General features: G+C 40.3%; 10 protein-coding genes, 1 pseudogene and 1 other annotated feature. Of the genes and pseudogenes, 2 read left to right on the top strand and 9 right to left on the bottom strand.

Translation table 11 applies throughout. From position 1 onward, the window contains the following. Positions 1 to 78: 78 nt before the first annotated feature. Entirely contained in the window at positions 79 to 828 is a 750-nt protein-coding gene (locus QFZ28_RS07610) for a glucose 1-dehydrogenase (protein WP_307194088.1), read from the bottom strand. 145 nt (positions 829 to 973) lie between these two features. On the opposite strand from QFZ28_RS07610, the gene QFZ28_RS07605 reads away from it, so the two are divergent. After that, positions 974 to 1,117, top strand: coding sequence for a hypothetical protein (locus QFZ28_RS07605; RefSeq protein WP_307194087.1), 144 nt, complete (start codon positions 974 to 976; stop codon positions 1,115 to 1,117). Between the two features lie 51 nt (positions 1,118 to 1,168). On the opposite strand, the gene thrB is transcribed toward QFZ28_RS07605, so the two are convergent. The 3 genes from thrB to QFZ28_RS07590 are packed head-to-tail and all read right to left on the bottom strand — an operon-like array spanning position 1,169 to position 4,418. Beyond that, entirely contained in the window at positions 1,169 to 2,068 is a 900-nt protein-coding gene (thrB, locus tag QFZ28_RS07600) for a homoserine kinase (RefSeq protein WP_307194086.1), read from the bottom strand. Continuing rightward, positions 2,065 to 3,126 carry a threonine synthase gene (thrC, locus tag QFZ28_RS07595; RefSeq protein ID WP_307194085.1) on the bottom strand — a complete coding sequence of 354 codons (1,062 nt, stop codon included), beginning with the start codon at positions 3,124 to 3,126 and terminating at the stop codon, positions 2,065 to 2,067. The genes thrB and thrC overlap by 4 nt, the downstream gene beginning before the upstream one ends. Continuing rightward, positions 3,123 to 4,418 (bottom strand): homoserine dehydrogenase, encoded by a 1,296-nt coding sequence (locus tag QFZ28_RS07590; RefSeq protein WP_307194084.1) that lies wholly within the window; start codon positions 4,416 to 4,418, stop codon positions 3,123 to 3,125. The genes thrC and QFZ28_RS07590 overlap by 4 nt, the downstream gene beginning before the upstream one ends. Before the next feature lie 257 nt (positions 4,419 to 4,675). Next, positions 4,676 to 4,883 (top strand) — a binding site (T-box leader). A gap of 429 nt (positions 4,884 to 5,312) precedes the next feature. Between QFZ28_RS07590 and serA the strand changes: the two genes are divergently transcribed. Beyond that, on the top strand, positions 5,313 to 6,947 hold the full coding sequence (gene serA / locus QFZ28_RS07585; protein WP_307194083.1) for a phosphoglycerate dehydrogenase: 1,635 nt from the start codon (positions 5,313 to 5,315) through the stop codon (positions 6,945 to 6,947). A 32-nt stretch (positions 6,948 to 6,979) separates the two neighbouring features. Here the strand turns inward: serA and QFZ28_RS07580 are convergent, their stop codons facing one another. The 5 genes and pseudogenes from QFZ28_RS07580 to QFZ28_RS07560 all read right to left on the bottom strand — a co-directional run bounded on the left by QFZ28_RS07580 (position 6,980) and on the right by QFZ28_RS07560 (position 12,586). Next, complete coding sequence (locus QFZ28_RS07580) at positions 6,980 to 8,119, bottom strand: HAD family hydrolase (RefSeq protein WP_307194082.1); 1,140 nt, start codon at positions 8,117 to 8,119, stop codon at positions 6,980 to 6,982. A gap of 140 nt (positions 8,120 to 8,259) precedes the next feature. Then, entirely contained in the window at positions 8,260 to 8,577 is a 318-nt protein-coding gene (locus tag QFZ28_RS07575; protein WP_307196976.1) for a DUF3870 domain-containing protein, read from the bottom strand. An 18-nt stretch (positions 8,578 to 8,595) separates the two neighbouring features. After that, entirely contained in the window at positions 8,596 to 9,804 is a 1,209-nt protein-coding gene (locus QFZ28_RS07570; protein ID WP_307194081.1) for an acyl-CoA dehydrogenase family protein, read from the bottom strand. Between the two features lie 12 nt (positions 9,805 to 9,816). Then, positions 9,817 to 11,001, bottom strand: coding sequence for a CaiB/BaiF CoA transferase family protein (locus QFZ28_RS07565; protein ID WP_307196975.1), 1,185 nt, complete (start codon positions 10,999 to 11,001; stop codon positions 9,817 to 9,819). A 162-nt stretch (positions 11,002 to 11,163) separates the two neighbouring features. Beyond that, a pseudogene (locus QFZ28_RS07560) lies at positions 11,164 to 12,586 on the bottom strand (NAD-dependent succinate-semialdehyde dehydrogenase). Positions 12,587 to 12,613: the final 27 nt, after the last annotated feature.

The raw sequence follows: 12,613 nt of genomic DNA, 5'->3' as shown, positions 1-12,613 counted from the left end.
GTTTTTCCAATTTTTACACTATTTTATCATATAATAAACGCTTGTGGCAGAAATAGGTTTCTAAAAAGTGGCCAAATTTCATTCTTCATATATCATTTTTTTCGTCATACCGCCATCAACTACTAAATTAATCCCTGTAACAAAATTATTTTCTCTGTCAGTTAAATACAAACATGCCCTTGCAATATCATCTGGCTTACCAACTCGTTTTGAAAAATGCTGATGATGATCAATGTCTGTTAATTGCGAGTAGTCGCCTGTGTGAATCCAGCCAGGTGAAATTGCATTTACAGTAATTTGGTCCTCACTAAGGGATGCCGCTAATGCATGAGTGATGGCAACAATTCCTCCTTTTGTTGCTGCATATCCCTCCGAATTCGGCTCAGACATAATGGCACGGGTCGAAGCCATGTTAATAATCGCTCCCCCCTCTTCATTCTCACGCATATACTTTGCTGCCTCCCGTGAACATAGGAAAACACTTCTCAAATTAGTTTGGATAATATCATCCCATTCATCAACAGTTACTTCATACAGTGATTTAAATAATCCTTTACCAGCATTATTGATTAGCACATCGATCCGGTCATAGGTCTTTTTTGCTGTTTCCATAAGGTTAATAATATCAACTTCACTTTTTACGTCCGTTTTGATATAAAGCACATCTGCTCCCATTTGTTTAAGTTCAGATTCTGCCTGTCTACCTGCAGTTTCATCAACATCCGCGATCAAAACTTTTGCTCCATTTTCGGCATAAGCAGATGCTATGCCGCGTCCAATTCCTTTAGCAGCCCCGGTTACTACCACTACTTTATTTATAAAATTCATTTACTAATCCTCCTCATAATGGTTTTATATGTAGTTTAACTTATTAATCCCATTAAATAGAAATATGGTGGGGATTTTTTCTATGTAACAAATATTATTTTCTAGAAAAAACTAAGGAAACCTCTAGGAAAAGGAGAAAAGAAATATGCAAGAGAAATGTTTCTATTGTGTCAATGAGATTGAGGAAAAACAACATCACTATGTTACCTTTTTAAGTTCAAATACTGAAAGAGATGAGATCCTTTGTGATGAATGTTATCGTGAGTGGCTGCAAGGAGTTAAAGGGTAAAATAAATAAAGGGCCGATTTCTCGGCCCTAATTTGCTCTGCAATTATTAACTTAGAATACGTTGCTTCCTGTATAGTCTATGCATAGCAGTTTAGCTGTCATGTCGGGAAAAGTTGATTGAATCGATTGTTCGAGAATTTGCCCTTTCCCTTTTTCACAAAAACATAAAACGGTGGGACCTGCACCACTTAAGGCGACACCGAACGCCCCTTCAGACTTAGCGAAAACTTCTACCTCACCGTAAAAAGGAATTAACGGTTTCCGATAAGGCTGGTGGAAAAGGTCTATTTCCATCATTTTACCTGCTAAATCCCAGTTTTGACTAAGAAGTGCTGCAACTAACACATTAGCAGTAGAGGAAGCTTGAACCGCATTTGAATAGGATAATTCTGTTGGCAGTACACCACGGGAATCTTTCGTTAATAAGCTTTCTTTTGGGATTACAGCAACCATTTCAAAAGAAAGTCCTGAGATAGGGATAATATCCACCTCACCTTGCTGATAACTGCCAATGACAAGGCCCCCATATAAAGAGGCGCCGACGTTATCTGGATGACCCTCTATCTCTGTAGAAAGTAATAGCTTATCCTGTTTTGTTAATCCTAACTCTCCAACATAATCAGCAAGCTCAATTCCGGCAATAATAGCAGATGCACTAGAACCAAGGCCACGTGCCAGTGGAATGTCACTCTCGACCTTTATTCTACAAGGGTGCAATTCCTTGCCGTATTTCGCTGCTGTTTGCAGAGCAATTTGACAGATAAAATTCTGTTCATCTGATGGCAAATCCTTTAATTCCTCCGATGTGGAATAGCATTCCCATTTCTCACTTTTCTCTACTTCTAAACTCAAATATAGAGTAAGTGCAACACCAATTGAATCAAAGCCAGGACCAAGATTAGCAGAACTTGCTGGAACTTTAATTATGAACTTCCCATCATTTAGAGTCATCGATTGACAACTCCCTTGATATGCTGTGTCACTGCTCGCTCATCATTTGGCAATTTTTTAACATCTACAAAACTGCTTTTAATAGCCGTATCCGGATCTTTTAAGCCATTTCCAGTAAGGACAGCGACGATTTTTGATCCTTTTTCAATTCTTCCCTTTTGTAAGGACTTCATCACACCGGCGATTGATGCACATGAAGCTGGTTCAGCAAAGATTCCCTCAGAGGCAGCAATTTTTTTATAGGCAGCTACGATTTCATCATCACTGACTTCATCAAAAAGACCATTTGATTCTTCAACTGCAGATACAGCTAGGTCCCAGCTTGCCGGATTTCCAATTCGTATTGCTGTTGCAATGGTTTCTGGGTTTTCAAATACGGTATTATGAACAATTGCTGCCGCCCCTGCTGCTTCAAATCCATACATTTTCGGAAGTCCAGTTCCCTTATGAGCTGCGTATTCTTTAAACCCTTTCCAATAAGCACTAATGTTACCAGCGTTTCCAACTGGGATCGCTAAAATGTCGGGTGCAAACCCTAGTTGATCACACACTTCAAACGCTGCGGTTTTTTGCCCCTCTAATCGAAATGGATTAACCGAATTGACTAAGGTGATCGGTTCTTCCTCACTAATATTACGGACCATTTGTAATGCTTGGTCAAAATTACCCTCAATGGAGATAATTTCTGCTCCATACATCATGGCTTGTGCAAGCTTTCCTAAGGCAATTTTACCTTCAGGAATAACAATAATACAGTGTAAGCCTGCACGAGCCGCATATGCAGCAGCTGCCGCAGAAGTATTTCCTGTAGAAGCACAGATAACCGTTTTACTTCCGGATTCCACTGCCTTAGCTACCGCCATAACCATTCCACGGTCTTTAAAGGAACCGGTCGGATTTGCTCCTTCAAGCTTAACGTAAAGCTCTACATCCAATTCTTTTGAAAGTCGCTCTAATTTGACTAACGGGGTATTTCCTTCATTTAATGTTAAACCAGGTGTTTCATTACTTACTGGTAGAAATTCTTTATATGCTTTAATCAATCCTGGCCATCTCATAATGATTTTCTCACCACTCTGTATGCACTTTTAACTTCTTTAACCGCTGGTAAATCATTTAATTCATAAAGGATTGCGTCATAATTTGTAAGTGATGCTTTATGTGTAACTAAGACAATTTCTGAAGTTTCATTTTTCTTAACGGGAAGCTGTAATATTTTTTCAAAGCTGACACCATACTTCGCGAAAATGGAGGTAAGTTCAGCAAATACACCAACTTCATCTTGTACATGGATTCGTAAGAAGTATTTAGAGTACTTTTCATTATCATCCTTTAAGCGCTTAGGATACTGTGGTGTTACCGCACTGCGTCCATTCACTCCAAGTCGTAGATTTTTCATTACTCCGACTAAATCTGAAACCACTGCCGTTGCAGTTGGCAGGCTTCCTGCACCTGGTCCGTAAAACATGGTTTCACCGACAGCTTCGCCATACACATAAACAGCGTTATACTCGTTTTGAACCGAAGCCAATGGATGGTTATCCGACAAGAAGGTAGGCTGGACGCTTACCTCTACTTTTTCCCCTTCACGGTGAGCGTATCCTAACAGTTTCATTGTATAACCTAACTGTTTTCCATATCGAATATCTTCTTCTGTTACAGTAGATATTCCAGATACCTTTACATCATCAAGATCTATATGCATCGAAAAGCCTAAAGTGGCTAATATTGTCATTTTCCGGGCAGCATCCAGTCCTTCTACATCTGAAGTTGGATCGGATTCTGCAAACCCAAGCTCTTGGGCTTCTTTAAGAACATCTTCATAACGACTTCCATCTTGGCTCATTTTTGTTAAAATATAATTAGTGGTTCCATTTACAATCCCCATCATTTGGGTAATACGATCAGAAGCAAGACCATCAACTAAACCTCTTAAGATTGGAATACCACCGGCAACACTGGCTTCATAAAATAAATCACAGCCATTTTCAGAAGCAACAGACAACAATTCTGATCCATGAAGAGCCATTAAATCTTTGTTTGCTGTTACAACATGCTTTCCTTGACGGAGCGCACCAAGCAAATAATCCTTTGTTTCGTTAACCCCGCCCATTACTTCAATCACAACATCTATCTCAGGATCATGCAGGATATCAGATGGGGTAGAAGTTAACAATGCTGGATCCACTTCAGCAGGTCTTGTTTTATGTAAATTTTGGACCAGGATTTTCTTGATGACAACAGGACAACCAACCTGGTGCATTAATTTATCTTGGTGATTTTTGATAATTTTTACAACCCCTGAACCAACTGTTCCTAAACCGAGTAACCCAATTTGGATTGCTTTCATAATAGATCCCTCCAGCTCTGTCTACCACATACGTACAATTGTATTTATATAGTAGACATTATATTATTCTCTTAATATATTTACAATAGACTAATTTTTTTAAAAATTCAATGTAATCGCTTACCCCTATACCAGTATTGGCCTCACTTTTTTTAAAAAAATTTTAAATTTGAATAATCAAAAAATTATTTATTTAACCCTTTACAATAGTAAAGGTATCCATGTAGAATATTCTTTAAATTCAGGTAATATTCAAATGAAATGTGATGATGAAGACGGCATTAAGAGAATGCTTCAGAGAGCCGGTGGCTGCTGTGAACCGGTGCAATTTCTTAACTTTGCCCAGCCCTTCTGAACTGGCAGACTGAAATTTTAGTAGGAATGCCCGGGATAACCCGTTAACCTATTGAGGCTGCAGCGTTAAGCAGCAAAAGAGGGTGGCACCACGTAGATCACGTCCCTCATAACAAGACAAATCTGTCCTGTTATGGGGGGCTTTTTAATTTTAGGCTCTGTTATTATTCATTGTTGATTTTCGTGTAGGATTGAGAATTCATAGGCGGAGAATTTCCGGCTATTATATATAGAGGAAGCTTAAGAAGCAGATATAAGCGGAGATATTCCGGTTAACTGCTTTAAATAAGACAAAATCCAAGGATTTGGATACAATAAGCGGGAAAACTCCGCTTATTTTTAAGGAAATATGGGTATTTCCCAATTTAAACGGAAATTCTCCGCTTATTTTCCAAACACAGTGAAATCAACATTCAGTTTTAAAAGATCCTAATTTTTTAAAGCGGAAGCGCCTGGTTCAGGGGCTTATGACCCCGATCCCCTAGGCGCTAGAGCTGGATAGTTTTATTTTAAAATTAGATATGAGAGGATGAGTTGAGAATGTTTAAGGTACTTGTAACAGATGGCATTAGCGATACTGGATTAAAGAGCTTGTTTGACCACCCTAATTTTATTGTAAAGCGCCAGCCTACTTTAAAGTTCGAAGAGCTCAAGGATATCATTGGAGACTATGAGGCTTTAATTGTACGCAGCCAGACGAAGGTAACTGCAGAACTGCTTCAATACGCTGACAGGCTAAAGGTAATTGCTAGAGCTGGTGTAGGTGTAGATAATATCGATGTGAATGCTGCCACCGGTAAAGGAATCATCGTCATAAATGCTCCTGGTGCCAACACCATTGCCGCTACAGAGCATACCTTAGCAATGATGCTCTCTATGGCGAGAATGATTCCTCAAGCTCACAAAAAAACTGTTGGCGGAGAATGGGACAGAAATTCTTTCAAGGGAGTAGAATTATACAAAAAAACTCTTGGTGTCATTGGAATGGGTAAAATCGGAACTGAAGTAGCAAAGCGTGCTAAAAGCTTTGGCATGAATATCTTAGGTTACGATCCTTATTTAACAGAGGAAAGAGCCGAGAAACTTGGAATGAAAAAAGCTAGTCTCGATTTAATCGCACGTGAGTCCGATTTCATTACCATTCACACACCACTTACAAATGATACAAAAGGTTTAGTTAACGACGATTACTTAAGCAAAACGAAAAAGGGTGTACGATTTATCAACGTAGCACGCGGCGGAATAATCGATGAAAAGGCTTTGGTAAGGGCGATTCAAGCAGGCCATGTTGCAGGAGCAGCACTGGATGTTTTTGAAAAGGAACCTGTGGCCAATCCAGAATTGTTAGATAACCCTAATATAATTGTAACCCCGCATTTAGGAGCATCTACTGTGGAAGCGCAGGAAAAGGTTGCGCAAGAAGTAAGTGAAGAAATCATAGAAATTCTTGAAACACAATCCATCCGCAATGCAGTAAATATGCCGCAAATGTCTGGCGAGGCACAGCAAAAAATGCAGCCATACTTACTCCTTGGAGAACAAATGGGGCAGCTAGTCGTACAATTATTAAAACATGCTCCTTCTAAAATAGAAATCAATTATTATGGTGATTTAATTGAAGAAGACACGGAACTATTAACTCGAACGATGATTAAAGGAATCCTTTCTCATCATTTAAGTGATTCTGTTAATTTGATTAATGCACTGCATCTTTTAAAAGGACAGGGAGTTTCCTACAATGTCCAGAAAAATGCCAATAATAAAGGCTTTGCCAACTATATGGAGCTTTCTATTACAAAAGGCGCGGAAACAGCTAAAATTGGTGCAACAGTCTTAAACGGCTACGGTGCAAGAATCGTGAAAATCAACGATTATCGTATTGATGTAAGACCTGAAAGCCACCTCTTACTTGTAAAGCATCAGGACGTCCCTGGTATGATCGGTAAGGTTGGATCTCTTCTTGGGGATTATCAGATTAATATTGGAACAATGCAAGTGGGCAGAACAACAGTAGGCGGGGAAGCTGTTATGGTGTTAACCCTTGATAAGCAAATTACTACAGAGGTAATTCGTGCCCTCACACAAATTAACGGTCTAAACGAAGCCCAATCTTTAGAGTTAGATAATGTTGATTCATTTTATCCAGGAAAGCAAGAGCTAGAAAAAGTTAAATAGGAAAAAACAGAGGGATTGCGCTGCAATCCCTCTTATTTTGGAGCTATAAGATTTTTTAAATCGAGGACATTATCAAGGATATAGTCTGCCTCGTGCTTTTCAAAGTCCCTTCTCGCGTCTTTTCCTGATAATCCTGTTAAAACTGCAGCAAACTGGCAGCCCATTTTTCTCGCAGCTAGCAAGTCGGCCAATGAATCCCCCACAACTAATACCTCTTCACCATTTTCAATTGGCAAGTGGGTATTTAAACAATCCCTGACGGAACTATCCCTGCCATTCAGTCCCATAATGTATGTAAACGGATCAGGTTTTGATAATGGTCGTCTCTCTGCCAGCTCTTTTTCTGCTTTTAACACATCATCTGCTGTGACAATATGATTGAGATCAAAATGTTTTAGCCAGTCCAAATGTTGAAAAGGCTGTATGGTCTCAAGTTCAGGTCTCCCCGTTCCAATTCCTATCTTTATCCCAGATTCATTAAGGAATGTAAAAAGTGCGTTAATGTCTGATTTAGCTGCCAATGTGGTTTCATTTGCTAAAAAACCTTGCTTTCCAAACTGCACAGATGGCCTGCCAGTGGAGTTTTGTACATTTTCATCTCCTACATACCATTCCTGACAAATATGCTCGCATACTGACCAAAGTGCTCCAATTCCGCTAAAAATAGTCGTTGTAACCCCAAGTTTCTCTTCCGCTAATTGATTTAGATAATTGAACAGTTCTTGCTTTGTTTCTGTTGAACGTTTAAAATCTGCAACAAATAAATTAAAATCGGTGTTTACTGAATAGTTATGTAACACACTTCCTATCTCAAGCAGCACTTCTCTATTAATCGGTTCTTGCAGCCACCCGTTAATTCTGCTATTTTCCTGTTCTTTTATTTGTGATAAGAGATGGATTAATTGGTGAGTAAAGGATAAATAGATCATATCCCAATTGGCATTGAGTCCCCTTGACTTCATAAGTTTTAGTACCTCATCATTCTTTCCAAATACAGTCTCCCGAATCGTTTTAATCTCTGCTTCACTGTAATCTGTTTTGAATTTTTCTGGTGCTAAATCTAAATAATTATTACTAATTAGTAATTCCCAAACAGTCAAGGCTGAGGCATCAAAATAATGTTCCTCACTTAACAATACTCCATCAACGTCAAACAATATTGTCTTAATCATTTAACCACCCTCTTCTCCAGTCCGCTTTATTCCGTTATCGTAACACAGCAAAGACCTATTTTTAAAGTATATAATAATTTAATCTACACCAAATAATAAATGAAAGAAGAAGAAAGAAGAAAACAGCTTAATGACTTTTGTTAAGCTGTTTTTAAATTTTGTTCGCTATATTGACTGTATAAATCTTTTACCGCTGCTATAAGCGCATTGACTGCTTTTCCCCGATACCCCTCTCTTATTATTTCAACGATTTCATCAATCCCATCCTGTAAGCTGTGACCCTTTAAAATTTGTTGAATATATGCTCTCCCATGGTCAGTGGCAAGGGTGCAGGAGGACTGGATAATGACCCCATATTTTTTATCAATCTCAACGGTGATCGTTAAAGAGTCAAATACACTTTGGGCTGCCATCCCCTGCGGCAGGCGGGCATGACCAGCGAGGAAATAGGTTTTTATTCCGGACATACTTATCACCTATCCTTTTATTAAAATCCCTTCAAATGGCCAGGCAGGCAGCATTTTTCGCAGTGGTTTATCTTCTCTGTAACCAAGAGCGTATTCCCCCTGCATAATCGTATGAATTTCTCTTGTCCCTTCATAAATAACTGGTGCTTTTGCATTCCTTAAAAAACGCTCAACCGGAAATTCATTAGAGAAGCCATAAGCACCGTGTATTTGCACGGCATCGTTGGCTGCTTCATAGGCGGCATCACAGGAAATCCATTTTGCCAATGAAGTTTCCTGCGTGTTGCGTTTACCGCTATTTTTTAACCAGCCAGCTTTAAAGACCAGCAGGCGGGAAATCTCAAGGTTTGCAGACATTTTTGCAACCATTTGCTGGACGAGCTGATGCCTTCCGATTTCTTTCCCAAATGTTTTTCGTTCCTCACAGTATTTTATACTTGCCTCCAGCGATGCCATGATTGTCCCACATGCCCCTGCAGCAACAGTAAACCGTCCATTGTCAAGCGCAGCCATGGCAATTTTAAAGCCCTCGCCTTCATATCCGAGCATATTCTCTGCGGGAATCCGAACATTGTCTAAAAAAACTTCTCCCGTATTCCCTGCGCGAATGCCAAGCTTTCCTTTAATTGCTTTTGTCGACACCCCTGGGAAGGTTCGTTCAACAATAAAGCAGGAGATGCCTTTATGCTTCGCTCCTGGATTCGTCTTGGCGAAAATCAAGAAATGATCGGCAACGTCACATAATGAAATCCATGTTTTCGAGCCATTTATTAGATAGTCGTCTCCATCTTTTACAGCGGTAGTTTCCATTGCCGCTACATCAGAGCCAGCGTTTGGTTCTGTGAGCCCAAATGCCCCAATTTTTTCACCCTTTGCCTGCGGAACAAGATACTTTTGTTTCTGTTCCTCTGTTCCCCATTGCAGAAGCGTCATACTGTTTAAGCCGGTATGAACAGAAACCGCAGTTCGGAAGGCGGTATCCCCCCTCTCTAACTCCTCACAAATAATAGCGAGCGTATTGTAATCCATACCAACACCGCCATATTCTTCAGGGATACATACACCCATAAGCTGCAAATCGGCTAGGCGCTTCAAAATATTGGTTTCAAAATGCCCCTTCTCATCCCACTCCTTAATAAATGGAATAATTTCACGATCTACAAATGTTCTAACAACCTTCCTCACGCTTTTTTGTTCTTCGGTATATGAAAAATTCATTTAATTTTCCCCCTATATAATTTGGTTTTGTTTCATAGCCTGAATTTCAGATTTAGAATATCCCAGTTTTATTAGGACTTCGTCCGTGTGTTCGCTAAACAATGGCGGGTGACGTTCGATTTTTACCGCTGTTTTTGAAAACTTTAACGGTGAACCGACCAGCTTTAAATCAGGTATTATCGGATGCTTTAGATCTACAACCATATTTCTTGATGCCGCTTGCTCCGACTCTAATGCTTCTTTGACATTATGAATTGGACCATTTGGGATGCCTGCCACATCAAGAAGCAGTTTCCATTCCGCTCTAGATCTCGTTTTGATTTTCTTGGCAATAAGGTTTACTAACTCGTCCTTATATTGCAGCCTGCCGGCGTTGGTTACGTACCTTTGTGAGAGAAGTGATTGGTCTTCAAGTAGAACAGCCAGCTTTCGATATTGCTGGTCATTTCCAACCGAAATCACAAAATCACCATCGCAGGCTGTAAAGACCTGATAGGGAACGATATTTGGATGGGCATTGCCAAGACGTTCTGGAACTTGACCCGAACATAAATAATTACTTGCAACATTCACCATCGCAGCCAGCTGGGAATCCAATAAGGAGATATCCACTTCCTGTCCCTCTCCTGTCATGTTTCGATGTTGAATCGATCCTAAGATTCCGATACAGGTATACAACCCAGTTAATACATCAGAAATTGCTACACCGACCTTGACTGGCTCGGTGTCCTTGTCTCCGGTAATACTCATTAATCCGGACATTGCTTGAATAATATAATCATAGCCTGGCAGATGGGAGTATGGACCATTAGAACCAAAACCGCTGATCGATGCTAGGATAATTCCCTTATTACACTTTTTCATTTCCTCATAACCGAAGCCCAGGCGCTTGAGAGTACCTGGCTTAAAATTCTGGACAACTACATCAGCGTCCAAAACAAGTTTTTGTAAAATTTCTATTCCTTGTTCCGTCTTCAAGTTTAGAGTGACCCCTTGCTTATTTCGGTTGGCGCATAGGTAGTAGGCACTTTCTCCTTCCACAAAAGGTGGTCCCCATCCCCTCGTTTCATCTCCTGTATCAATCCTTTCAATCTTTATTACTTCCGCCCCCATATCTCCTAAGATCATCGTGCAATATGGTCCGGCTAAAACTCTGGATAAATCGATTACTTTCATCCCATTTAATGGTCCCGGCACTCCTGCCCACCTCATTTTTAATAGAAATTTTAAAAAAGCCAGTGAAATCTTTCAATGACAAATAAAGTCACTGAAGGTTTCACTGGCATTTATTCGTGAATCTTCCTCTTGCTGGAGGATGAAACGAATTTGGCAGTTTCCTTGTTAGCTACAAAATGAAAACTAAATATCCAACCCTATTGAAATATATTTTACTTCTAAAAATTCTTCAATTCCGAAGTGACCACCTTCACGGCCAAGGCCGCTCTCTTTATAGCCGCCAAATGGAACTTGAACAGCTGATGGCAGGGCATCATTAAGGCCAATGATTCCGTATTCGAGCTGTTCTGTAATTCTGAAGGAACGGCTTAGATTTTCTGTATAAACATAAGCGGCTAAGCCAAACCGAGAATTATTTGCCCGCTCAATCACTTCTTCCTCGGTTTTGAAGGTCGATATCGGTGCCAGCGGACCAAAGATTTCATCTTTCATACATTCCATATCGTCGTGAACAGCGGTTAAAATTGTAGGAGCATAGAAATAGCCATTATCTTCAGCAGGTTTTAGCCCGCCTGTAAGTGACTTTTCCTCCCTTTTCAACTGCATCTTTCACAAGAGCTTCTACTTTTTTATAAGCTGCTTTATCAATTAATGGTCCGATGTCGGTCCCTTCTTCGAGTCCGTTGCCAACCTTCAGCTTTTCTAATTCAGCTTGGAAAATTTTGAGGAAATCATCAGCTATCCCTTCTTGCACATATACACGATTCGTACATATACAAGTCTGACCTGCATTACGGAATTTCGATTGTACCAATCCCTCTGCAGCCTTCACTAAATTCGCATCATCCATGACAATAAATGGAGCGTTTCCTCCAAGCTCCAGCGATACCTTTTTAACATTTTCAGCAGCACCGCGCATCAACGTTTTCCCAACTTCAGTCGATCCTGTAAAGGTTATTTTGGTTACCCGAGGATCCTTCAGCCAAGTGTCGCCAATCTCTGATGACCTGCCGGTGATTACATTGATTACGCCATTAGGAATACCTGCTTCATGGGCAAGCTCCGCCATTTTTAGCGCGGTAAGCGGAGTCTGATTGGCCGGTTTTACCACGCAGGTACATCCTGCCGCGAGTGCTGGTGCCACTTTTCTAGTAATCATGGCTGCAGGGAAGTTCCAAGGTGTAATCGCTGCAACCACCCCAACAGGTTCCTTTCTAACAAGAATTCGTTTATTTGGGTGGGAGGCCGGAATCGTTTCTCCATAGATTCGTTTCCCTTCCTCCGCATACCATGAGATAAAGCCATTAGCGTATTGAACCTCACCCAATGCTTCTTTTAAAGGTTTACCCTGCTCCATCGTCATAATCTTGGCAATTTCATGTTTGTTTTCATCAATCAATTGATACCATTTCATCAGGAGCTGATAGCGCCCGTCAGCCGTTTTTTTCGACCATGATTTAAAGGCCTTATGGGCGGCATTAATGGCCTGCTCCGCTTCAAAAGCACCCCCAATTGGCACCGCTCCTAAAACTTCCTTTGTTGCTGGGTTAATAATCTCGGTAAAAACCTCATAATCATTGCCAACCCATTTTCCATCTAAATACATTGGATAGATTTGATATTTATGCTCTAC

The sequence above is a fragment of the Neobacillus niacini genome (assembly GCF_030817695.1).
Classification (GTDB): domain Bacteria; phylum Bacillota; class Bacilli; order Bacillales; family Cytobacillaceae; genus Neobacillus; species Neobacillus niacini_F.
The sequence above is the reverse complement of the archived record's forward strand: the minus strand, read 5'-3'. Positions and strand labels throughout refer to the sequence as shown.